We start from the raw sequence: 21,745 nt of genomic DNA, 5'->3' as shown, positions 1-21,745 counted from the left end.
CGACGTGTTCTATCTCCGTCTGGCCCGGGGCTACCGGGTGCTCGACCTCGGCCGCTGGCTGCTCACCGCCCTGGCCGGCGCGATCGTCGCCGCCTTTCTGCTGCGCGCCCTCGGCCGGGCGCTGAGCGACCCGCTCGGCGGCACCGACGCCGTCGTCCGGCTGCTCTGGTGCCTGCCGCCACTGGCCGCCGTCGCCTGGTTCGCTTCCGTCGCCGCCCGCGCGGTACCGGCCCAGCGCCCCGAGCGGATCACCGGCCTGACCACCGCCGGCGCGGGTGTCGCCCGCATCCGGGCCCTGATCGCCGGCGAGGTCGCGCTCGCCTGCACCGTCGGAAGCGCACTGACCCTGCTGGTCTTCCTGGTCCTGCGCAATGACATCGCCGGTCCCTCGCTCGCCCCCGAGCTCGGCATGGGCGTGCCGCTGCCCGCCGCCGCACCGGTCACCCTGCTCGCCCTGGTCCCGCTCACCTCAGGGATCGCCGCGGCCGGCGCGGTGCCACTCGCCGAGACCCTGCCCGGCGTGCCCCGGCCCGCACGGTCCGGCTTCGGCCCGCTGCGGATCGCCCTGCCGATCGGCCTGGCCGTACTCGGCCTCGCCCTGGAGCTCATCGCCCTGCGGCCCGGCGCCGCCGCCGACGGCCGTCCGATCCACCTCCCGGCCGGGCTCGGCAGCACCAGTACCGCCGCGCTCGGCGGCTGGGCCGCCGTCGCCCTCGGCCTCGCGCTGCTCACCGGCCCGCTGCTCTCCTGGACCGGGCGGCTGCTGGCGGTCGGCCGGCCCACGCCGCTGCGGCTGCTGGCCGGCCGGGGCCTGACCGCGCAGGCCCGCCGGCTCGGGCCGCCGCTGGCCGTGCTCACCCTCGCGGTCGCGATGGTGCTCACCACCGTCCGCTACTGGATCGGCACCCCCGACAGCGCCGACGCGCTGCCCGCGATCGAGGCCTGCTTGGTGCTGGGCTGCGCGGCGGCGGCCGTGGCGGCCCGGCTGGCCGAGGTCCGCACAGCCCGCCGGGACGTCACCGCCGCACTGCTGCGGATCGGCACCTCGCCCCGGCTGCTGTTCGGCGCCGTCGCGCTGCGTACCCTCGCGGTCGGCACGGTCCTGCTGGTCACCGGCGGGCTGACCGCCGCGCTCGCGGCCGCCGGGCTGCGCTGACGCCTCGCCCGGCGGCGTTCGGCCCGCCGTGATTCAGGATCCGGTGGTTCAGCCCGCCGCGGCGAGCTGGCCGCAGGCCCCGTCGATCTCCTGGCCACGGGTGTCCCGGACGGTGGTCGGCACACCGTGCGACTGCAGCCGGCGGACGAACTCGCGCTCGTCCTCGGGCCGGGAGGCCGTCCACTTCGAGCCGGGGGTCGGGTTCAGCGGGATCAGGTTGACGTGCACCCGGTGGTTCTTGATCAGCCGGCCGAGCAGGTCCGCCCGCCACGCCTGGTCGTTGATGTCCTTGATCAGCGCGTACTCGATGGAGATCCGGCGGCCGGACTTCTCCGCGTAGTTCCACGCCGCGTCCAGCACCTCGGCGACCTTCCACCGGGTGTTGACCGGGACCAGCTCGTCGCGCAGCTCGTCGTCCGGGGCGTGCAACGACAGCGCGAGGCGGCAGCTGAGGCCCTCGTCCGCGAGCCGGTTCATCGCCGGGACCAGGCCGACGGTGGAGACGGTGATGCCGCGCTGGGAGAGGCCGAAGCCGTCCGGCGCGGGGTCGGTGAGCCGGCGGATCGCGGACAGCACCCGCTTGTAGTTGGCCAGCGGCTCGCCCATCCCCATGAAGACCACGTTGGAGAGCCGGGCCTCGCCGCCCGGGATCTCGCCGTCCTTCAGCGCGCGCATCCCGGCGGCGATCTGCTCGACGATCTCGCCGGTGGAGAGGTTCCGGGTCAGACCGGCCTGACCGGTCGCGCAGAACGGGCAGTTCATGCCGCAGCCGGCCTGCGAGCTGATGCACATGGTCACCCGGTCCGGGTAGCGCATCAGCACCGACTCGACGAGCGTGCCGTCGAAGAGCTTCCAGAGCGTCTTGCGGGTGGTGTCGTCGTCGCACGAGACGTGCCGGACCACCGACATCAGCTCGGGCAGCAGGCTCTCGGTGAGCTTCTCCCGGCTGGCGGCGGGAATGTCCGTCCAGCTCGCCGGGTCGTTCGACATCCGGCCGAAGTAGTGGTTGGAGAGCTGCTTCGCACGGAAGGCCTGTTCGCCCAGCTCGGCGACGGCCTCCTTGCGCTCGGCGGGGCTCAGGTCGGCGAGGTGTCGCGGGGGCTTGGCGCCACGCGGCGCGACAAAGGTGAGTTCTCCGGGCTTAGGCATGGTTGTTCCAGTGTCGCAGACGTTCCGGATGCCCCGAACGGCGCGAGCCCCGGACGCTTCGGCGTCCGGGGCCCGTCGGTCGGTTGTGCGGTGCTCAGCTGCCGACGAAGGCCGCGAGCAGCAGCCAGACCACCGGAGCGGTCGGCAGGAGCGAGTCCAGCCGGTCCATGATGCCGCCGTGGCCGGGCAGCAGGGTTCCCATGTCCTTGATGCCGAGGTCGCGCTTGATCATCGACTCGCCCAGGTCGCCCAGGGTCGCCGTGACCGCCGCGCAGCCGCCCAGGATCAGGCCCTGCCACCAGCTGCCGCCGTCGATGATCAGTTGCATCAGCAGGGCGCCCGCCAGCATCGACAGGCCGATGCCGCCGGCCAGGCCCTCGCGGGTCTTGCCCGGGCTGATGGTCGGGGCCAGCTTGGTCTTGCCGAACTTGTAGCCCACGGCGTAGGCGCCGGTGTCGCTGCAGACCGTGACGATCAGGAAGAGCACGATCCGCTGGGGACCGTCGTCGGCTGCCAGCATCATCGCCACGAAGGTGGCCAGGAACGGGACGTAGAAGGCGGTGAAGATCCCCGCCGTCACGTCCCGCAGGTAGTTCTCCGGCGGCGCGGCCATCCGCCAGACCATCACCGCCAGCCCGGTCAGCGCGAGCGAGGCCGCGGCCCACTGCACCCCGGCCCAGTAGCCGGTCGCGACCATCGCGACGCCACCCGCGGCCAGTGGGATCAGCGGCGCCTTGATCTCCTTGCGCTCGGCCAGCCGGCTGGTCAGCTCCCAGACGCCGACCACCACGGCCGCCATCACCACGACCAGGAACAGCGCCTTCACGACGAACAGCGAGGCGACGATCACCGCGCCGAGCCCGACGCCGACGCCTATCGCGGCCTGCAGGTTGCGACCGCCGCGCTGCTTGGGCGGCTGCGGCCGCGGATCGGGCTGGGCCAAAGGTGTCTCCTGCCCTGAATGGGACGTCGGCACGAGGTGGGGCTGCCCGGCCGCCGGGTGGCTCGGTGGCGGCGCGGGATGCACCGGGGCTCCCGGGTACGGCCGACCGCCGCGGCCGGGGGCGACGTCGTCGGTTATCGCGCGCAGCACGACCGTCTCCGCCGCGCCCGGCACCGGCGCCTCCGGCTGCTCGTCCCGGAACAGCGGGCCGCTCAGCCTCCCGGCCTCCCAGGCCGGCCCCTCCGCGGGGCCGGGCCCCGGGTCGGCCGGTACGGGAGCCATGACCTGAGTCTCCTCCGCGTCACCGCCCCAGTACACCGGAGGCTGCTGCGAGTGACCCGTTCGGTGTGCGGGGTCACCCGCAGCAGCAGCCGGCGCGACCGGGAAGGCGGCCTGGCCGCCCGGGTGGCCGGGGTACTCCTGAGCCCGCTGCGGCCCAGGCTGCTGCGGCCGCCGGTGCTGGTTCTGCGGCGGCTGCGCCTGCTGCGGCGGGCGGTACGGCTGGTACTGCTGGTCGGATGGGCCCCAGTAGCCAGGGGCGTCAGGGGCGTCGTTCATCAGACTTCGAGCAGCTCGGCTTCCTTGTGCTTCAGCAGCTCGTCGACGCTGGCCACGTACTTGGCCGTGGTGTCGTCGAGCTCCTTCTCGGCACGGCGGCCGTCGTCCTCGCCGACCTCGCCGTCCTTGACCAGCTTGTCGATGGCGTCCTTGGCCTTGCGGCGCACGGAACGGATCGAGACCTTGGCGTCCTCACCCTTGCCGCGGGCGACCTTGATGTACTCGCGGCGGCGCTCCTCGGTGAGCTCCGGCAGCACCACCCGGATGATGGAACCGTCGTTGGACGGGTTGACACCCAGGTCGGAGTCGCGGATCGCCTGCTCGATGGCCTTCAGCGCGGTCTTGTCGAACGGCGCGACGACCGCCATCCGCGGCTCCGGCACCGAGAACGAGGCCAGCTGGTTGATCGGCGTCACGGCGCCGTAGTACTCCGCGACGATCTTGGAGAACATCGCCGGGTGCGCACGGCCGGTACGGATCGCCGCGAAGTCGTCCTTGGCGACGGTGACGGCCTTCTCCATCTTCTCCTCGGCCTCGAGGAGGGTCTCTTCGATCACTGTGTACTCCCTGTCCGGTTCATCTGCTGTTGTCCCGACCGGTATCGGCGTCGAGGCCGGTCGTGGTGTCGACGTCGTCCGGTACGGCTGATTGCTGCTCAGGCCCGGACAGAATCCTGGCTGATGAGTGTGCCGATCTTCTCACTCTTCACCGCGCGCGCGATATTGCCCTCCGCCAGCAGCTCGAAGACCAGCATCGGGAGGTTGTTGTCCTTGCACAGCGTGATCGCCGTGAGGTCGGCGACCTTGAGGTCGCGCGCGATGACCTCGGAGTACTCCAGCGCGTCGAACTTGACCGCGTCCGGGTTGGTCCGGGGGTCGGAGTCGTAGACGCCGTCCACACCGTTCTTGCCCATCAGCAGCACGTCGGCGTGGATCTCCAGCGCCCGCTGGACGGCCGTGGTGTCGGTGGAGAAGTACGGCATACCCATACCGGCACCGAAGATCACCACACGGCCCTTCTCCAGGTGCCGGACGGCGCGCAGCGGCAGGTACGGCTCGGCCACCTGGCCCATGGTGATGGCGGTCTGGACCCGGGTCTCGATGCCTTCCTTCACCAGGAAGTCCTGGAGGGCCAGGCAGTTCATGACGGTGCCGAGCATGCCCATGTAGTCGGAACGGGCCCGGTCCATGCCGCGGACCTGGAGCTCCGCACCACGGAAGAAGTTGCCGCCGCCGATGACCACTGCGACCTCGGTACCGGCGCGGACGACCGTGGCGATCTCACGTGCGATCGCGTGCACGACGTCCGGGTCGACGCCGAGCCCGCCGCCACCGGCGAAGGCCTCACCGGACAGCTTCAGCAGCACCCGGCGGCGGCTGCCGGCCTGGGGGTCCTGCGCGGTCTCCTGCGTCTCCTGCATGGACTTCTCCTTCTGCACCTACTGGTTCACAGGCGCGGGTGTGCGGATGCCCGGCCTGCGCGTACACGCGAGGAGGCCACTGCCGCGGGAACCGGTACGGTGTCCTGCACGGCAATGGCCTCCTCGTCGTTCATGGTGCCGACGCGGCCCGCCCATAGACGGATGACGCTGGGTGAGCCCGTTCGGCGCGTTCCTCCCGCCCTGGTCAGCGGGCGGGGGCGGTTCCCAGCCTAAGCGTGCTGGGAGCCCGGTGGAACGTGGCTCAGGCGCCGACGCGGAAGCGGGCGAAGCGCTTGAGGGCGACGCCGTTCTCCGCGAGGACCTTGGCGACGGTCTTCTTGCTGTCCTTCGCGAAGGCCTGCTCCAGGACGGAGTTCTCCTTCACGAAGCCGGTGACGCGACCCTCGACGATCTTCGGGAGGGCGGCCTCCGGCTTGCCCTCCTCGCGAGCGGTGGCCTCGGCGACGCGGCGCTCGTTCTCGAGCTCCTCGGCCGGGATGTCCTCGCGGGACAGGTACTTCGGCGCGAAGGCGGCGATGTGCTGCGCGACGTCCTTGGCGACCTCGGCGTTCTCCTTGTCCAGCTCGACCAGGACGCCGACGGCCGGCGGCAGGTCGGGGCTGGTCTTGTGCAGGTAGACCGCGACGAAGCTGTCGCCCTCGAACTGGGCGAAGCGACGGAAGACGATCTTCTCGCCCAGGGTCGCGTTGGCCTCGTCGACGAACTGCTGAACGGTCTTGCCGGCCTCGATCTCGGAGGCCAGGGCGGCCTCCAGGTCGGCCGGGGAGGTGGCGGCGACGTGGGCGGCGAGCGCCTCGGCGACCTCGACGAACTTGTCACCCTTGGCGACGAAGTCGGTCTCGCAGTTCAGCTCGACCAGAACGCCGGCCTTCTTGTCCTCGGCGATCAGCGCGGCAACGGCGCCGTTGGAGGCGTCGCGGCCCTCGCGCTTGGCAACGCCCTTCTGGCCCTTGATGCGCAGGAGCTCGACGGCCTTCTGGACGTCGCCCTCGGCCTCCTCCAGAGCCTTCTTGCAGTCCATCATGCCGGCGCCGGTGAGCTCACGGAGCTTCTTGACGTCCGCGGCGGTGAAGTTCGCCATGGTGTGAATCTCTTCTCGCGTCTCGCGTGTCTGCGTGGGGTTGCGCCGGGACCGCTGGTTCGGTCCCGGCACGGGAGAGAGGGGCACCTACCGGTGTCGTACCGGCGGGTGCCCCTCACCCTTGGTACGTCAGGCCTGCTCGGCCGGAGCGTCGGCGGCGGGGGCCTCGACGGCCGCGGCCTCAGCGGCCTCAGCGGCCTCAGCGACGGGAGCCTCGGCGGCGGCGGGGGCCTCGGCGGCCGGAGCCTCCTCAGCCTTCTTCTCGCCCTCGATGAGGTCCTTCTCCCAGTCGGCCAGCGGCTGGTCGGCACCCGGCTCGGCCTTGACGTCGCCCTTGGCGACACCCGCGCGGGCCTTGAGGCCCTCGGCGACGGCGTCGGCGATCACACGGGTCAGCAGGGTGACGGAGCGGATCGCGTCGTCGTTGCCCGGGATCTTGTAGTCGACCTCGTCGGGGTCACAGTTGGTGTCGAGGATGGCGACGACCGGGATGTTGAGCTTCCGGGCCTCGCCGACCGCGATGTGCTCCTTCTTGGTGTCCACGATCCAGACAGCGCTGGGAACGCGCTGCATGTCGCGGATACCGCCGAGGGTCTTCTCCAGCTTGTCGTGCTCGCGCTGGAGGACCAGGAGCTCCTTCTTGGTAAGGCCGGAGCCGGCCACATCCGCGAAGTCCAGCTCGCCGAGCTCCTTGAGGCGCTGCAGACGCTTGTAGACGGTCGAGAAGTTGGTCAGCATGCCGCCGAGCCAGCGCTGGTTCACGTAGGGCATGCCCACGCGGGTGGCCTGCTCGGCGATGGCCTCCTGGGCCTGCTTCTTCGTGCCGACGAAGAGGACGCTGCCGCCGTGGGCAACGGTCTCCTTGATGAACTCGAAGGCGCGGTCGATGTAGTTCAGCGACTGCAGGAGGTCGATGATGTAGATGCCGTTGCGCTCCGTGATGATGAAGCGCTTCATCTTCGGGTTCCAGCGGCGGGTCTGGTGACCGAAGTGGACGCCGCTCTCCAGCAGCTCCCGCATCGTGACGACGGCCATAGCCGTACTCCTAAGGTGTTGCGCCCGGCTCTCACGCAGTCGACGTCGTGGTTCGCGCGGTGGCGCTCCCCGCTCGGTCGTCTGCGTACGGCCGGGTCAGGCTCGGTTTGTCCGTGGCAGCCAGGTGACAGCCACGCCTGACGCCCCGAACGTGCCGAGCTGCTTCTGCCCTTGCGGTCCGGGGACCGGGCGGGCTCGGCAGACCGAGCGGCACTCGCACCTGGCGAGGGCGGCGGCTGAGCCGCATCCGTCCACCGGTGGCGGGGCGTGCGAAGTCGACCCGGCGGACCGGGTCGCGTGTGAAGTGTACGGGAAGCGCCGAGCGGCGGGCGACTCCGCGGCGGGCGGGGGTGGGGGTGGGGCGGGTGCAGACGGGTGTTTGGAGGGGTGGAGCGGGGTGGCGGCTGGCTTCGTACGCCCGTTTGAGGGACGAATGTTTTCCACAGGGCCGGCTTGTCCACAGGAATCGGGACGCGAGTGGTCCGGCCACGGTCCGGCGGGGAGCCTCGTCCCCATGACAGCTCATCCCGGCTCTGGCGGCTCCTTCGCCGCGGCCAGCGCCGGCTCCCCCTCGGCCGGTTCCCTTTCCGTCGGCTCCGCGTCGGGGCGGCGGACCGGCCCCGTGCTGCCGCTTCCGCCGCCAGGGCCTGGTCCCACCCGCCGGGTGCTGCTGCTCACGCTGCTGGTGCTGACCGTACTTGCGCTGGTCGCCCTGCCCGGACGGGTGGGCCGCGCGGCTCCCCGGTCGGACCGGGCGTCGGAGACGGCACCCGGGGCGGGGACTGCGGCTGGATCGGGAGCGGATCCCGGCCTTGAGACCGGTCCTGATCGCGGTCGCGCTCGCGGCCTCGGTTCCGACGCCGGGGCGCGGCGGGCATGGCCGACGGGCGGGCCGGGCTCGCTTGTCAGACGGTTCGAGGCACCGGAGAAGCCGTGGGCCGCCGGACACCGGGGCGTGGATCTCGCGGCCGGGCCCGGAACGGACGTGCGGGCGGCGGCCCCGGGGGTGGTCGCCTTCTCCGGCCTCGTGGCGGGCCGACCAGTGGTCACGATCACGCACCCGGCTTCCGGCACTCCCCCGTTGCGTACCACCTATCTGCCCGTCACCGGCACCGTCGCCGTGGGTACTCCGGTCGAGGCCGGCCAGGTGATCGGGCAGCTCGGCCCCGACCCCGGCCACTGCGCCGACGGTGGCTGTCTGCACTGGGGACTGCTGCGTGGCGAGCGGTATCTCGACCCGCTGGCCCTGTTCGGTGCGGGCGCGGCACGACTGCTGCCCCTGGTAGGCGGGCGGTGAAGCAGGTGGTGTGGCGGGCCTTGAGCCTGCCGTGGACCTGGTCCATCGGTCCGGACGCGGTGGACCGCGGTCCACCGCTCGGTCGCTGGGTACCGATCCGTGACCCGCGATCCCCGCCCGTACCGGCCGCAGTGGGTCAGCGCCGGCCCAAGCCGTGGAGGGCGAGGGCGACGGCGGCGTCCGCGACGACTTCCGGGCTCTCGGCGGGGCCTCTGGCGGCGCTCTGCTCGGCCCGCCGGACGGCGGCCTCCACGATTCCCTGGAGCAGCACGGCCGCCAGGCGGGGCTGCTCGTGACCGAGGTCCTCCAACGCCTGAACCACCAGGCCGACCAACTTGCCGTGCGCGGCCCGGATGCGCTCGCGCGCCGCTTCGTCGAGCTCCAGCGCCGAGATGGCCGCCACCGCCCGGTGGCGCGGGTCCCCGGCCAGCGCCAGCTGGCCCCGGACGTACGCCTCGATCCGGCCGGCCGCGGTGTCGCAGCTTCCCATGCCTGCTTCGATCTCGGCCGCCCAGAGCGGGAAGTCGACCTCGCAGAGCACCTCCACCACTGCGGCGCGCGACCTGAAGTACTCGTAGACCGAGGAACGCGCCAGGCCGGTGCGCGCCGCGAGCGCGGGGAAGGTCAGGGCCTCCATGCCTCCCTCGGTGAGGAGGCTGCGGGCAGCGTCGAGGAGGGCTGCCCGCTGCAGCTGGCGATGCTCGGCCAAAGTGGCCGCTCGGATCTTCGGCACGATCCCACTCTACGGAGCCCTACACACCGCCGATACGGCGCCGCGCATCCGGGGGGAGCCGCAGGAGCACGGCGCGGCGTATGCGGCACGCCCGGCGCCGCTCGCCGCCCACCAGTCGCCACCCACCTACGGCGCGTTCTAGCGGATGTCGGACAGCTTGGCGCGCAGTTGCAGAACCGACTTCGTGTGGATCTGGCTGACCCGGCTCTCCGTCACCCCGAGGACCTGCCCGATCTCGGCAAGGGTCAGCCCCTCGTAGTAGTAGAGCGTCACCACGGTCTTCTCCCGCTCGGGCAGGGTGTTGACCGCCTGCGCCAGCAACCGGCGCAGCTCCCGGTCCTCGGCCACCTCCACGGGGTTGTCCGCGCCGTGGTCCTCCAGGGTGTCCACCAGGCTCAGCCGGTCGCCGCCCTCACCGACCGGGTGGAGCAGTTCGTCGAGCGCCACCACGTTGGCGAGGGACAGCTGGCTGAAGATGGCGTGCAGATCCTCGATCGCGATGCCCATCTCGGCCGCGACCTCGGGCTCGTGCGGGGTCCGGCGCAGCCGGGCCTCCAGCGTCGCGTACGTCCGCTCGACCGCCTTCGCCTTCTGCCTCACCGAGCGCGGGATCCAGTCCAGCGCCCGCAGTTCGTCGATGATCGCGCCACGGATGCGGCTGATCGCGTAGGTCTCGAACTTGATGGCCCGGTCGATGTCGAACTTCTCGATGGCGTCGATCAGCCCGAAGACGCCCGAGGAGACGAAGTCGGCCTGCTCGACATTGGACGGCAGTCCGACCCCGACCCGTCCCGCCACGTACTTCACGAGGGGTGAGTAGTGCAGGATCAGCTGTTCTCTCAGCCTCTGGTCACCCGTCCCCTTGTAGGAGCGCCAGAGGGCTTCGAGCGCCGTGCGTTCCTGACCGTCCGTCTCCCGGCGCTGCCCGGGCGCGCCCGAGGAAGGACGCGCCGGACCCGCCCCGGTCACGCCGGGCGCGCCGGGCTGGTCGGGGCGCGCGCCGGCTTGTGCCGCGACGTGCGCTCCGCCGCTCTGGTCCTCCCGCCCCGCCGAGGGGGGACAGACCGTCGACGAAGCGCCGGGCGGGGGGTCCGCCTCGGTGCCCGCTGCGGTGGCGGCCGCGTCGGCAGACTGGCCGGGCACCGACGCCGACCGACCGGCCTGCCGTGCGAGGCCCCCCATCGCGCCCGTCGCCTTGGGCGGGAACTCGGTCACGGGGCGCCGCTCGGTCCGCGGCCCGCCCGAGGACCGGGCGCCACCGGTCACTCTGTGTCCGGGAATGTGTGTGGGCATGCGTTGGTCTGCGCCGTTCTGCCGAGTCATGTGCTGATAGGGAAGACAGGGCGAGCGTAGCGTGACCGACTCACTGCAATGCGCTACCGCCACTCGGTCGTCCCCCGATCCGGTGGCGTTCCCCCTCCCCGGATCCCGGTGCCTGCGGCCGATCGGCCCGGCCACCGGGTCACCCCTCGTTGCCCCGTCTCCTGGCTCCCCGCGATGCCTCGCCCCGTTCCCTCACCGTGCGTCCGGTCCAATGCCCTCTCGTCCGTCTGGTCACCTCCTCCGCACCAGCCGCCAATGGGCGCCGTGCCGCTCCACGTAGCCGAGCGATCCCAACTCGTACAGCCGCTGGAACACTTCGTCCGGCGAGAGCCCCGACTGCCGGGCCAACCGCTCCACGGGCGCCCCCTCTGCCGTCGCCGGCACGGCCTCCAGCACCTGTGCCACAGCCGGCTCCAGCAAGTCCCGGGGCAGAACCGGGCCGCTCCGCTGAGGCGCCAGATCGTCGCCGATCGCACCGATCAACTCGGCCACCTCCGCGGCGTCGGTGACCAGGGTGGCGCCACCGCTACGGATCAGGGCGTGCACTCCGGCGGAGAGTTCCGACGTCACCGGCCCGGCGACACCCATGGTGTACCGGTTGAGGTCGCGGGCGCGCCTGGCTGTACTCAGCGCCCCGCTGCGCATCGCCGCCTCCACCACCACCGTCCCCCGGGTGAGGGCGGCGATGACACGGTTGCGCAGCACGAACCGGAAGCGGTTCGGGTGCTCCCCCGGCGGGAGTTCGCTCAGCAGCAGCCCCTGGGCGGCGATCCGCCTGATCAGCTCGGCGTTTCCCCTCGGATAGGCCACGTCCACGCCACAGGCGAGGACCCCCATCGTCATTCCGCCGGCGGCCAGCGCTCCTCGATGGGCGGACGCGTCGATCCCGTACGCCGCACCGGAGACCACCACCCACCCGCGTTCGGCCAGTTGAGCCGACAGCTCCCCCGCGACATACGCCCCGTAGGCCGTACAGGCCCGCGAGCCGACCACGGCGACCGAGCGAAGGGCCAGCAGTCGCAGCGAGCCCGTCCCGGCCACCCAGAGCCCGATCGGCCGCCCGTCCCCCAGATCGTCCAGTTGGCTCGGCCATTCCATGTCGCCCGGAATGATGAAGCGCCCACCGGCCACTCGTACCCGTTCCAGGTCGTCTGCGGGGTCGACGTCCGCGAGTCTGGCCCGGTAGCCGGCGAGTCGGCCGGCGTCCAGCTCGGGGTGGTCGGGCACAGGACCGCCCCGGATCGCCTGAACCACGTCAGCGGCGTCGAGTTGGGACAGCCATCGGCCGAGGACGGCGTCTCCGGGTTCGCTGAGCCTGCTGAGCACGGCCCTGGCGCAGCGCTCGGGCTCGGTCCGCGAGGCGCTCTGGGAGGGAGGTTGAGGGTGGTTCATCGTCCGGTTCACTTGCGGTGTCCTCGTTCTCTGCACACTGGTCAGATGCCACGCTCGGCCGGGCCGGGCCGGGTGGGCTTCTCCTCGCCCCGCCCGCCTCCCTGCTCCGGGACGCGACTGAGCTGACGGAAGGAGCGCTCCGCCGGCAGCCCTTGCTCGACGCCGGTGCGCAGGACGAGGGCGGTCCGCACGTCCCGTTGGTCCGGGCGGTCTCGACCCGCGAGGTCGGCGACCGTCCAGGCCACCCGGAGCACCCGGTCCAGGCCGCGGGCGGTCAGCAACCCGCGCTCCAGTTGGCGCGCGGCGTCGTTGAGTGCGCCGGGCGCGAGCTGCCAGCGGGTACGCAGTTCATGACCGGGCACCTCGGCATTGGTCTGCCACGGGGTGTTCGCCAGCCGCGTCGCCGCACGCTCGCGCGCCGCCAGCACCCGGGCCGCCACGGTCTCGGTGGTCTCCGCCGTGCTGTCCCGCTCCATGAGTTCGATCCTGGTCACCGGGGCGACCTGAACCTGGAGATCGACCCGGTCCAGTAGCGGCCCGGACAACCTCCCCTGGTACCGGCTGACCATCACCGGGGTGCACTCGCACCCCTCGCCGCGCCGCGAGTGCCGACCGCAGGGGCACGGATTCGCCGCCAGGCAGAGCAGGAACCTGGCCGGGAGTCTGAGCGAACCCGCCGAACGTGCGATCACCACCTCGCCCGACTCCAGCGGTTGACGCAGCGCGTCGAGCACCCGGACCGGGAACTCCGGTGCCTCGTCCAGGAACAGGACGCCTCGATGGGCCAGTGAGACCGCACCCGGTCGCGGCAGGCCGCTGCCACCGCCGACAATCGCCGGCATGGTGGTGGAGTGGTGCGGGGCGCAGTAGGGCGCGCTGTCGATCAGCGGCCGACCGGCTGGGAGCAGTCCCGCCACGGAGTGGACGGCGGTGACCTCCAGTGACTCCTTCTGGGTGAGCGGCGGGAGCAGCGCGGGCAGCCGTTCGGCCAGCATCGTTTTGCCTGCGCCCGGCGGGCCTTTCAAATAAAGGTGGTGGCCTCCGGCGGCGGCGATCTCCAGCGCTCTCCGGGCCTCGTACTGGCCCGCCACATCGGCCAGGTCCATATAGGCCGACTTGTCATCGGGCAGGCCTCGCACACCCGCGCTGGGGAGCATGAGCCCGGCCATCAGGGGGTCGGGGCGGCCGCCGATGGGGTCGGGCGGTTCCTCCGGCTCGGGTGCCCCGGTGAGGACGGCGATCAGCTGGCGCAGGCTGCGCACGCCGATGACGGTCACGCCCGGGACCAGTGAGGCCTCGGCGGCCGTCTGCTCGGCCACCACGACCCGCTGGTACCCGGCGTCGGCGGCGGCCAGCACCGAGGGGAGCACACCGCGTACCGGCCGCACCCGGCCGTCCAGCCCCAGCTCGCCGATGATCAGCAGGTCGGCGATGGAGGACGGATCCAGCCGCTCGGCAGCGGCGAGGACGGCACACGCCACCGCGAGATCGAAGCCGCTGCCGCTCTTGGGCACCGAGGCGGGGCTGAGTCCGACGGTCAGCTTGCGCTGGGGCCAGGCCTCGCCACTGTTCACCAGGGCCGCACGCACCCGGTCGCGGGCTTCGGAGAGGGCCTTGTCGGGCAGGCCGACAAGGGTGAACGCGGCGACTCCTGGCTCCAGATCGGCCTGGACCTCGACGATCACTCCGTCGACACCGACCAGTGCCACGGAACAGGTACGAGCGAATGCCATCTCAGACCACCCCTCGCAGGTGGTCCACCAGGGCCGCACCGCGGAACCGGTTGATGACGGCCACGAGGTCGATGCGGACGCCACCGGGTGGCACAGGTGGCCATGGCGGATCCGCAGGCCCGTTACCGGGCTCGGACTGATACTCGGAGCCGGCCAGCCTGGCGAAGTGGCCGGGCCAGCGCTCCGCCATCCAGCGCTCCGCGAGGCGCTGCAGCCGAGCGGCCTTGGCCTGGTCGATGGCCTCGCTGGGCTGTTGGAACCCCCGCTCGGAGCGGGTCTTCACCTCACAGACCGCCAGGGTGTCGCCGTCGAGGGCGACGATGTCCAACTCCCCCTCGACACACCGCCAGTTGCGGTCCAGGATGCGGAGCCCGTCCTCGGCGAGGCGGCGCGCGGCGACCCTTTCGCCATAGCGGCCGAGGCCGTTGTTGGTACTGCGCCCCGGGCTGTTCTTCTCCGGGCGCGGCGGAGCAGGCCCGACGGCGGTCGGCGACCCTCCGTCCGCCGGCCGCACTGTTTTCCGTCTGGGCTGCCCGTCCAGCCGGGCTTTCGCTGTCTGCTTGCGCGGGGAGCGCTTCGTGTCCTGCACGATGACCACCTCCGCTGTGGAGGTTGCCGCGCAGCCCGGGACCAGACCAGAGAGTTGTTATTTCCTGTGGATAACCAGGGCCTGTGGATAACTTCTGTCACCTGGAGGGGTGAGAATCCCGGAATACTCGAAATTCCTCTGGACACCACCGGCCCAGACGGTCCAACGTCAGTTCCCGAAGCCGGCGTCGTCCGAGGGCAGCTCCAGATCACTCTTCGCGAGCTCCTCGATGTTCACGTCCTTGAAGGTCAGCACCCTGACCTTACGGACGAACCGAGCCGGCCGGTACATGTCCCAGACCCACGCATCCGCCATCGACACCTCGAAGAAGACCTCGCCCTGGACCGAGTGCACCTGCAACTCGTAGTCGTTGGTGAGGTAGAAACGCCGCTCGGTTTCGATCACGTACTTGAACAGGCCGACGACGTCCCGGTACTCCCGGTAGAGCTTGAGCTCCATCTCGGTCTCGTACTTTTCGAGATCTTCGGCACTCATCCAGGCGTCCCCTCAACTTGTCACGTCCACCCATTGTGGACCACCGCACCCACCCTCAGAGCCGTACTGGAGTGACTGGCGGCCCCTCGGCCAACAGTTGCTCCACAAAGTCCGCCAGTCCGACCGGGTAGACCGTCTCGGCGGTTTCCCTGAGCTCCTCGATCGTCCACCAGCGCGCCGCGAGCAGTTGGGCGTGTTCGTCGTCGCCCATGCCCGAGTGGTCGAGCACCGTGTCCGTGGTCCGGGCCAGGTGGAACCACTGCTCCTGCTCGTAGTGCTGCCCCCGAAAGGAGAACGAAGCCGTGCCGTACGCCACCAAGGGCCCCAGCTCCACGCCCCGCAGTCCGGTCTCCTCCGCGAGCTCCCGTACGGCTGCCTCGCGCACGCCCTCGCCGGGCTCCAAGCCACCCCCCGGGGTGAACCACCAGGTGACACCCGGTACCGCCGGGTCGGACCCCCGGAAGAGAAGAAGGCGCTCCTGCCCGTCCAGCAACAGGATCCTCGCCGCTCTGCGACGCCGTGCCGTCATGGCAGATCTCCACACTCCTTCCGTTCGCCCCGGTGGCTCTCCCGATCCTGCCACCCGGCACGGCCGTCCGGGGCGATGTTCGGCAGAGCGGGCAGGTCCAGGGCCGCGGCACCCGGGTTCAGGACGCGCGGCGGTTCCGGAGCCGACGGGTCAGGCCCGCCACGCCGCCCACCGCCGAGGTCACGACGATCAGCGCCGCGCCTACAACGGTGGCGTAGGCGGCCGGCTCCAGCGGGCCCGGTTCACCGGCCTTCGGGCCACCGATCACATCGAAGGCCGAGGTCCTGGCGAACATGCCCGCCCGACCGAACGGCAGGACGGTGGACTCGACCCGGGCCTGCACCTCGCCGGCCGGGATCGTTCCCCCGTCCACCTCGAGGTGGACACGGGAGTCCAGCGATCCCTGCCGGTTGTCGCCGAGCAGGAACAGCCGCCCGGGCGGCACCTCCACGCTGAACGTGCCGCTCTCCGCGCTCTGCGCAGCCAGGTAGGGCTCGTCCACCGGCTTGCCGTTGACGGTCAGCCGGTGGTCGCCTCCGGTGATGGCCACCGTGTCGCCGCCCACCGCGACGACCCTCTTGACCATCAGCTCGCCGCCCCAGGCCTGGTCACGGAAGACCACGACGTCACCGCGGCCGACGGCGCCGTCATCGATCTTCCGGGCCAGAACGGTGTCCCCGACCTTGAGCGTGGGAGTCATGGACGCGGTCGGGATGTTGTAGGGCCGGTAGTCCAGGGCCATGACCGCGAAGCCGCCGACCAGCAGGACCAGTCCCAGCGCGATCACCGCGCCCTGCAGCACGGCGGCGGGCCGGCGCCGAGGCCGGGCGGCGGCCGGCGGGCGGTCGGCCACCTGTTCCACGACACTGCTCATCGACACCGTCCACCCCTGCCCGACCTGGAAGCGCTCGCGACGCACCGGGGCCACAGGCGGGAAACCCGGCGGGCCGTGGCACGTCCGAGCAGATTACTCGTCGGTACCACGGCCCGCGCAAGACCCGGGGGCTACCCGGTAACGGTCAGGACTGCTTCTTTCGGTCCGCCCGGTCCCTCAGCCGGCGTACCACCGGGAGCAGACCGACCGCGCCGACGGCGCCGGCCACGGGGGGCACGAGCGGCGCGGCCCCCGACAGCCCCTTCTGGTCGAAGGTGTCTGGTACTGGCAGCGTCGACCAGTGGTTGACCGGCCAGGCCACCACGAAGGCACGCCCGATCACCTCGTCCACCGGAACCGTGCCGCCGCCCGGCTGGTCCATGTGGAAGCGGGAGTCCAGGGAGTCCGCGCGGTGGTCGCCCATCACCCAGATCCGACCGGGCGGCACCTTCACCGGGCCGAAGGGCTTCGTACCGCAGGGGGTGTTGCCCGCGAAGACGTACGGCTCGTCGAGCACGGCCCCGTTGACCTTGACCGGGCCCTCGCCCTCGCACTCGACGGTGTCCCCGCCGACCGCGATGACGCGCTTGATCAGGTCCTTCTCGTTCGTGGAGGGCATCAGGCCGACGAAGCTGAGCACGTCCTGGATGCCTCGGACGAAGGAGTTGCTGCTCTGCTGGACGGGCTCGTCGTTCAGCCAACCGCCCGGGTCGTGGAACACCACGACCTCTCCGCGCTCGGGCTCGGCCCCGAACCACGGAGTCAGCTTGTCCACCAGGACACGGTCGCCTACCTGAAGCGTGTTCTGCATCGATTCCGACGGAATGGAGAACGCCTGGACGAAGAACGTCTTGATCACAAGAGCCAGGACCAGTGCGATACCGACCAGGATCGGCAGTTCCTTCCAGAAGGAACGCTGCTTGCGCTCCTCGCCGACGGACTTCTCGTCCGACGGCTCGTCCTCCGAACCCGGCTCGACCCGGAAGGCACCCAAGGAGTCACCCGTATCGTCGGCCGGTTCGTCTGCGGACGGGGCCGCCGTGTCCTCGGCGGGAGCCGAGGGCACCGCGGACTCGGCGGACCGGGCCGCCCGGCTGCCGGAGCCCTCGGGCTCTCCGGCGCCTGAGCGGGCGCCGATCACCAAATCCCCCACAACGTCTCCTCCCTGCTGTGCGGACGCCCGCGCGCCCGCGCTCACAGTGCCGCACAGCGGGCACCACACTCCACCATCGGCCGTGAACGTCTCAGAGCCGCCCGCGTCGGGCACACCTGACACCAACACAGCCGCAGAACACAACCGGCCTGGTGCACCGGTCACTCCAGCACTTCTCTATCACTCCCAGGCATCCGGCTCGCGATCCCACACGCGTGATCTTGCTGGTAGCCGACCGGCACGGCCTACTCCCGTGGTCGTGCCGACCGACGGACGACAAACGGAAGAATGCCCAACACACCCATAACGAGCGGAGGTTCCATCGGAATCGGCCCAGCGCCCGGCAATCGCGAAGCTTCTCCGCGAGCCGCCGGAGCCCGCGCCACTGAGGAGAGTGAACCCGGTGCATCAAGTTGATGGAACCGGTCCAACGGCCACGCGATCACAAAAGCCCGGCCCACCACACCGCTCAGCGGGATAGTCCCCTGCCCCGGATTCGCCATGTGGAAGCGGGAGTCGGCGGACACGTCCCGGTGGTCGCCCATGACCCAGAGCCGCCCCTGCGGAACCTTCACCTTGAAGGGCTGGCGGGACGGCGGGTTCCCCGGTGCCAGGTACGGCTCGTCCACCACAGCGCCGTTGACGCTCACCCGCCCCTGCGCGTCACAGCACTCCACGGTGTCCCCGCCGACACCGATCACGCGCTTGATCAGATCCTGCTCGCTGTCGGACGGCAGCAGCCCGACGAAAGTGAGGACCTGCTTGGCCCCGCGCAGTACCGGCCCGTCCGTGGACGGCTTGTGGTCAGCCTCCAGCCAGCCACCCGGGTCCTTGAACACCACCACGTCACCGCGCTCCGGCTCATTGCCGAACCAAGGGGTGAACTTGTCCACCAGTACCCGGTCCCCGATCTGGATGGTCTGTTCCATCGAACCCGAGGGGATCACGAAGACCTGCACCATGAAGGTCTTCATCACCAGTGCCACCAGCAGTGCCACCACGACGATCAGTGGAAGCTCGCGCAGGAGAGAACGTCTGCGACGGCGGGCCGCCCGGCGGGCGGTGCGGCGGCGCTCGGCCCGGCCGCGTACCGGTGGCGCCGCTTCCTGGGCGGGTGTCTCCTCCGGGCTGCCCGAGGGCTCGGGGGCGGGACGGTCGGCCAGCCGGCCTCTACCTCTGGTCCCCATGTCCACCCGTCCCCCCTGTCGCGGCAAACGCCGCCGGCCGGTCCAGGCTGGTCCAGTGGCCGACCGGGTAGACGACCCAGTCCGCCCGTCCGATCACCCTGCGCTCCGGGACAAAGCCTCCGCCGGGCTCGCCCAGGTGGTCACGCGAGTCGCGCGAGTCGCTCCGGTGGTCGCCCATCACCCACAGCTTGCCGGCCGGCACCACCACGTCGAAGGCCACGCTCGACGGCTCGTCCCCCGGGGCGAGGTAGGACGTCTCGTCGACCGGCACCCCGTTGACGGTGATCCGCCCACCCGGACCGGTACTGGTCACCCGGTCCCCGCCGACACCGATGACGCGCTTGACGTAGACCGAGTTCCCGGCCGGTGCCAGTCCGAGGTCCTGGCCGAGCGAACGAAGACCGTCCCAGAACCCGGCCGACCTCTCCGGCTCATGCAGAAAGGAGCCCGTCCCGTCGAAAACCACCACATCGCCGCGCTGGGGGTGGCCGCCGAAGGCGTACGCCAGCTTGTTCGCGATCAGGCGATCGCCCGGGCGCAGGGTGTTCTCCATCGATCCGGACGGCACCGCGAACGGCCGCGCCACGAAAGCGTTCACCAGCAGCAGGGTGAGCAGGCAGATACCCACCAGCAGAAGCAGGTCACGCCCACGCGAACGCACCGGCGCCTCCGGCTCCGGCTCCGCGGTGGGTTCGTCCCCCGGCCCGGCGGTCTCCGGCCCGGCGCCCGTCTCCACGTCCCGCGCCTCGGCCGGCCCGGCGTCCGATACCTCGGCCGTCCCGGCCTCCACACCCGCTCCGGCCGGTTCCGCCCCGCCCCCGGAAACGGCCGCGGACCGCGACAGCGAGTCCGCACCGGTGGGTGCGGGACTGCCGTCGCGGTCCGCGAGTGGTTCGTGCGTGCTCATCGGGGGCTGAGCTTACCTTGCGGCAGCGGCGCCCCCTAGAGCGCTCCGATCCCCCGGCAGCGCCGGGGGCCGGTGGATCAGCGGTCGCGCTTCTCCTTGATCTTCGCGGCCTTGCCGCGGAGGTCACGCAGGTAGTACAGCTTGGCGCGGCGAACCGCACCGCGCGTCACGACCTCGATCTTCTCGACGACCGGGGTGTGCACCGGGAAGGTGCGCTCCACGCCGACGTTGAAGCTGACCTTGCGGACGGTGAAGGTCTCACCGACACCGGCGCCGTGGCGGCGGATGACGACGCCCTGGAAGACCTGGACACGGGAGCGGTTGCCCTCGATGACCCGGACGTGCACCTTCAGGGTGTCACCGGCGCGGAAGGCCGGAATGTCGCTACGCAGCGAAGCCGCGTCGACAGCAGCGAGCTTGTTGCTCATGTTGCTCTCCATCGCAGGCGCCACGGGCCGCCCACGGAAGTTCGTCGCAATGGGGTCTGCTGCGGGCCGCATCGGACCGAGGTGATCCCCCCGTGGCGAGGGCACCGGACCACGTGACCCCTACGAAAGGAGTCCAGCGACAGACAGCAGCGGCCTATTCTTCCACATCACCGGCCACGGACCGAAATCGGCCGAGCTGCTCGTCCCAGGCCAGTCCGAGGATGCTGAGGGCCTCACGGTCCTTCTTGTCGAAGGCGCCGTACTGCCAGCGCTCCACCAGGTCCGGCCGGTTGGCCAGGGTGCGGGCGAAGGCCTGCTCGCGTCGCCAGCGGGCAATGCGCCCGTGGTTGCCGCTGAGCAGCACGTCCGGCACGGTCCGGCCACGCCACTCTGCGGGCTTGGTGTAGACCGGGCCCTCCAGCAGGTCGGCCATCGCGCCGGGCGCGAAGGAGTCGTCCCGGTGGGACTCGGCGTTGCCCAGCACTCCGGGCAGCAGCCGGGCGATCGCCTCGACCATCACCAGCACCGCGACCTCGCCGCCGGCCAGGACGTAGTCACCGATCGACACCTCGACCACCGGCATCCGGGTGGCCGCCTCCTCGATCACCCGCCGGTCGATGCCCTCGTACCGAGCGGGGGTGAAGGCCAGCCAGGGGCGCCCGGCGAGTTCCTGCGCGAGTTCCTGGGTGAACGGACGCCCGCTGGGAGTCGGCACCACCAGAGTGGGCACCTCGCCCTCGGGCCCCTGGGCGGTCACCGCGTCCAGGGCCTCGCCCCACGGCTCGGGCTTCATCACCATGCCGGGGCCGCCGCCGTACGGGCTGTCGTCCACGGTCCGGTGCACGTCGTACGTCCAGCCGCGCAGGTCGTGGATGTGCACATCGAGCTGGCCACGAGCGCGGGCCTTGCCGACCAACGAGATGTTCAGCGGCTCCAGGTACTCGGGGAAGATCGTGACGACGTCTATCCGCATCCCGCTCTGCACCGCGGCCACCGGCCCGGGCCCGGACTCCGGCCTCGGCTCCTGCGCCGCGCCCTGCCCCTGCTCACGTTCGTCGGAGCTCACTCCGCGGCCTCCGAACCGTCTCGCACACCGTCGCCCTGAGCACCGTCGCCCTCAGCAGCGTCGTCCCCAACACCGTCAGCACCGTCACCCCGGGCGACCTCGGCCTGCTCGGAGTCGATCAGCCCGCCCGGCGGGTCGATCACGGCGCGCTGGTTCTCCAGGTCGATGATCGGCACGATGCGGGTGACGAACGGCACCAGCACCTCGGTCCCGTCGGGCTTCTTCACCGTGAGCAGGTCCTGATAGGGCAGGTGGACGACCTCGGTCAGCTCACCGACCAGGGTGCCGTCGAGCAGCACCACGTCCAGACCGATCAGCTGGTGGTCGTAGAACTCCTCCGGATCCTCCGGGCGCTCCTCCGGGTCGACCTCGGCGATCAGGATGGTGCCGCGCAGCGCCTCGGCGGCATTGCGGTCCTTGACGCCGGCGAAGCGCAGCAGCAGCCGGCCGCTGTGCACCTTGCCGGACTCGACGGTCAGCGGCCCGGCCGACGCGGGGTCGGTGAGCAGGACGGCACCCGGTCCGAGCCGGAGTTCCGGCTCGTCGGTGCGGACCTCGACGCTGACGTCCCCCCTGATGCCGTGGGCGCGGCCGATCTTGCCGACGACGAGCTGCACGGTGATCGTTCTCCTGGATGAGTGCTAGGGAAGGCAGAGAAAGAAGGCTGAAGAGAAGG

22 protein-coding genes are annotated in these 21,745 nt (G+C 71.3%); 2 read left to right on the top strand and 20 right to left on the bottom strand.

Annotation, left to right across the window (positions count from 1 at the left end):
- Window positions 1-4 precede the first annotated feature (4 nt).
- The gene (locus tag ACIP82_RS32540) at window positions 5-1,156 is read left to right on the top strand and encodes a hypothetical protein (protein WP_363608964.1); all 1,152 of its coding nucleotides are present in this window, start codon (window positions 5-7) and stop codon (window positions 1,154-1,156) included.
- Between the two features lie 48 nt (window positions 1,157-1,204).
- Here the strand turns inward: ACIP82_RS32540 and rlmN are convergent, their stop codons facing one another.
- The 6 genes from rlmN to rpsB all read right to left on the bottom strand — a co-directional run bounded on the left by rlmN (window position 1,205) and on the right by rpsB (window position 7,363).
- On the bottom strand, window positions 1,205-2,305 hold the full coding sequence (rlmN, locus tag ACIP82_RS32535; protein WP_363608962.1) for a 23S rRNA (adenine(2503)-C(2))-methyltransferase RlmN: 1,101 nt from the start codon (window positions 2,303-2,305) through the stop codon (window positions 1,205-1,207).
- A 94-nt stretch (window positions 2,306-2,399) separates the two neighbouring features.
- The gene (locus ACIP82_RS32530) at window positions 2,400-3,530 is read right to left on the bottom strand and encodes a phosphatidate cytidylyltransferase (protein ID WP_400658728.1); all 1,131 of its coding nucleotides are present in this window, start codon (window positions 3,528-3,530) and stop codon (window positions 2,400-2,402) included.
- A gap of 275 nt (window positions 3,531-3,805) precedes the next feature.
- Window positions 3,806-4,363 carry a ribosome recycling factor gene (gene frr / locus ACIP82_RS32525; protein WP_363608960.1) on the bottom strand — a complete coding sequence of 186 codons (558 nt, stop codon included), beginning with the start codon at window positions 4,361-4,363 and terminating at the stop codon, window positions 3,806-3,808.
- A 98-nt stretch (window positions 4,364-4,461) separates the two neighbouring features.
- Window positions 4,462-5,226: a UMP kinase gene (gene pyrH, locus ACIP82_RS32520; RefSeq protein ID WP_148642763.1), complete on the bottom strand. Its 765-nt coding sequence runs from the start codon at window positions 5,224-5,226 to the stop codon at window positions 4,462-4,464.
- 262 nt (window positions 5,227-5,488) lie between these two features.
- Complete coding sequence (gene tsf, locus ACIP82_RS32515; protein WP_363608958.1) at window positions 5,489-6,328, bottom strand: translation elongation factor Ts; 840 nt, start codon at window positions 6,326-6,328, stop codon at window positions 5,489-5,491.
- 129 nt (window positions 6,329-6,457) lie between these two features.
- A complete protein-coding gene (rpsB, locus tag ACIP82_RS32510) occupies window positions 6,458-7,363 on the bottom strand; it encodes a 30S ribosomal protein S2 (protein ID WP_400658706.1) in 906 nt (301 codons plus the stop codon).
- A 955-nt stretch (window positions 7,364-8,318) separates the two neighbouring features.
- On the opposite strand from rpsB, the gene ACIP82_RS32505 reads away from it, so the two are divergent.
- Window positions 8,319-8,660: a peptidoglycan DD-metalloendopeptidase family protein gene (locus ACIP82_RS32505; RefSeq protein ID WP_400658704.1), complete on the top strand. Its 342-nt coding sequence runs from the start codon at window positions 8,319-8,321 to the stop codon at window positions 8,658-8,660.
- 136 nt (window positions 8,661-8,796) lie between these two features.
- Here ACIP82_RS32505 and ACIP82_RS32500 read toward each other — a convergent pair whose 3' ends face one another.
- The 14 genes from ACIP82_RS32500 to rimM all read right to left on the bottom strand — a co-directional run bounded on the left by ACIP82_RS32500 (window position 8,797) and on the right by rimM (window position 21,686).
- Entirely contained in the window at window positions 8,797-9,369 is a 573-nt protein-coding gene (locus ACIP82_RS32500) for a TetR/AcrR family transcriptional regulator (protein WP_400658726.1), read from the bottom strand.
- Between the two features lie 162 nt (window positions 9,370-9,531).
- Window positions 9,532-10,362, bottom strand: coding sequence for an RNA polymerase sigma factor WhiG (gene whiG, locus ACIP82_RS32495; protein ID WP_400658724.1), 831 nt, complete (start codon window positions 10,360-10,362; stop codon window positions 9,532-9,534).
- A 585-nt stretch (window positions 10,363-10,947) separates the two neighbouring features.
- Window positions 10,948-12,108 (bottom strand): DNA-processing protein DprA, encoded by a 1,161-nt coding sequence (gene dprA, locus ACIP82_RS32490; RefSeq protein ID WP_400658702.1) that lies wholly within the window; start codon window positions 12,106-12,108, stop codon window positions 10,948-10,950.
- Window positions 12,109-12,149: 41 nt separating this feature from the next.
- The gene (locus tag ACIP82_RS32485; RefSeq protein WP_400658700.1) at window positions 12,150-13,841 is read right to left on the bottom strand and encodes a YifB family Mg chelatase-like AAA ATPase; all 1,692 of its coding nucleotides are present in this window, start codon (window positions 13,839-13,841) and stop codon (window positions 12,150-12,152) included.
- A gap of 1 nt (window position 13,842) precedes the next feature.
- Window positions 13,843-14,430, bottom strand: coding sequence for a YraN family protein (locus tag ACIP82_RS32480; RefSeq protein WP_400658698.1), 588 nt, complete (start codon window positions 14,428-14,430; stop codon window positions 13,843-13,845).
- Window positions 14,431-14,598: 168 nt separating this feature from the next.
- The gene (locus tag ACIP82_RS32475; RefSeq protein ID WP_329929696.1) at window positions 14,599-14,925 is read right to left on the bottom strand and encodes a DUF2469 domain-containing protein; all 327 of its coding nucleotides are present in this window, start codon (window positions 14,923-14,925) and stop codon (window positions 14,599-14,601) included.
- A gap of 55 nt (window positions 14,926-14,980) precedes the next feature.
- Window positions 14,981-15,454, bottom strand: a complete 474-nt coding sequence (locus ACIP82_RS32470) for an NUDIX domain-containing protein (protein WP_363608946.1) — start codon at window positions 15,452-15,454, stop codon at window positions 14,981-14,983.
- Window positions 15,455-15,572: 118 nt separating this feature from the next.
- Window positions 15,573-16,328 carry a signal peptidase I gene (lepB, locus tag ACIP82_RS32465; RefSeq protein ID WP_400658696.1) on the bottom strand — a complete coding sequence of 252 codons (756 nt, stop codon included), beginning with the start codon at window positions 16,326-16,328 and terminating at the stop codon, window positions 15,573-15,575.
- Window positions 16,329-16,473: 145 nt separating this feature from the next.
- Window positions 16,474-17,481 (bottom strand): signal peptidase I, encoded by a 1,008-nt coding sequence (gene lepB / locus ACIP82_RS32460; RefSeq protein WP_363608942.1) that lies wholly within the window; start codon window positions 17,479-17,481, stop codon window positions 16,474-16,476.
- A 245-nt stretch (window positions 17,482-17,726) separates the two neighbouring features.
- Entirely contained in the window at window positions 17,727-18,482 is a 756-nt protein-coding gene (gene lepB, locus ACIP82_RS32455) for a signal peptidase I (RefSeq protein ID WP_400658694.1), read from the bottom strand.
- A gap of 169 nt (window positions 18,483-18,651) precedes the next feature.
- A complete protein-coding gene (gene lepB / locus ACIP82_RS32450) occupies window positions 18,652-19,575 on the bottom strand; it encodes a signal peptidase I (RefSeq protein ID WP_400658693.1) in 924 nt (307 codons plus the stop codon).
- Between the two features lie 77 nt (window positions 19,576-19,652).
- Window positions 19,653-20,003, bottom strand: a complete 351-nt coding sequence (gene rplS / locus ACIP82_RS32445; protein WP_063347674.1) for a 50S ribosomal protein L19 — start codon at window positions 20,001-20,003, stop codon at window positions 19,653-19,655.
- Between the two features lie 154 nt (window positions 20,004-20,157).
- The gene (trmD, locus tag ACIP82_RS32440; protein WP_363608998.1) at window positions 20,158-20,976 is read right to left on the bottom strand and encodes a tRNA (guanosine(37)-N1)-methyltransferase TrmD; all 819 of its coding nucleotides are present in this window, start codon (window positions 20,974-20,976) and stop codon (window positions 20,158-20,160) included.
- Between the two features lie 89 nt (window positions 20,977-21,065).
- A complete protein-coding gene (rimM, locus tag ACIP82_RS32435; protein ID WP_400658691.1) occupies window positions 21,066-21,686 on the bottom strand; it encodes a ribosome maturation factor RimM in 621 nt (206 codons plus the stop codon).
- Between the last annotated feature and the right edge of the window lie 59 nt (window positions 21,687-21,745).

The sequence above is a fragment of the Kitasatospora sp. NPDC088548 genome (assembly GCF_044753005.1).
Taxonomy (GTDB): Bacteria; Actinomycetota; Actinomycetes; order Streptomycetales; family Streptomycetaceae; genus Kitasatospora.
This window is presented reverse-complemented; position numbering and strand designations above follow the sequence as displayed.

Bases quoted from the DNA above. Each gene is read 5' to 3' on its own strand.
- ACIP82_RS32470 (WP_363608946.1), bottom strand. From the start codon at position 15,454: ATGACGGCACGGCGTCGCAGAGCGGCGAGGATCCTGTTGCTGGACGGG.
- lepB (WP_400658693.1), bottom strand. From the start codon at position 19,575: ATGAGCACGCACGAACCACTCGCGGACCGCGACGGCAGTCCCGCACCC.
- tsf (WP_363608958.1), bottom strand. From the start codon at position 6,328: ATGGCGAACTTCACCGCCGCGGACGTCAAGAAGCTCCGTGAGCTCACC.
- ACIP82_RS32475 (WP_329929696.1), bottom strand. From the start codon at position 14,925: ATGAGTGCCGAAGATCTCGAAAAGTACGAGACCGAGATGGAGCTCAAG.
- dprA (WP_400658702.1), bottom strand. From the start codon at position 12,108: ATGAACCACCCTCAACCTCCCTCCCAGAGCGCCTCGCGGACCGAGCCC.
- rpsB (WP_400658706.1), bottom strand. From the start codon at position 7,363: ATGGCCGTCGTCACGATGCGGGAGCTGCTGGAGAGCGGCGTCCACTTC.
- ACIP82_RS32485 (WP_400658700.1), bottom strand. From the start codon at position 13,841: ATGGCATTCGCTCGTACCTGTTCCGTGGCACTGGTCGGTGTCGACGGA.
- pyrH (WP_148642763.1), bottom strand. From the start codon at position 5,226: ATGCAGGAGACGCAGGAGACCGCGCAGGACCCCCAGGCCGGCAGCCGC.
- ACIP82_RS32530 (WP_400658728.1), bottom strand. From the start codon at position 3,530: ATGGCTCCCGTACCGGCCGACCCGGGGCCCGGCCCCGCGGAGGGGCCG.
- trmD (WP_363608998.1), bottom strand. From the start codon at position 20,976: ATGCGGATAGACGTCGTCACGATCTTCCCCGAGTACCTGGAGCCGCTG.
- rlmN (WP_363608962.1), bottom strand. From the start codon at position 2,305: ATGCCTAAGCCCGGAGAACTCACCTTTGTCGCGCCGCGTGGCGCCAAG.
- rplS (WP_063347674.1), bottom strand. From the start codon at position 20,003: ATGAGCAACAAGCTCGCTGCTGTCGACGCGGCTTCGCTGCGTAGCGAC.
- lepB (WP_400658696.1), bottom strand. From the start codon at position 16,328: ATGAGCAGTGTCGTGGAACAGGTGGCCGACCGCCCGCCGGCCGCCGCC.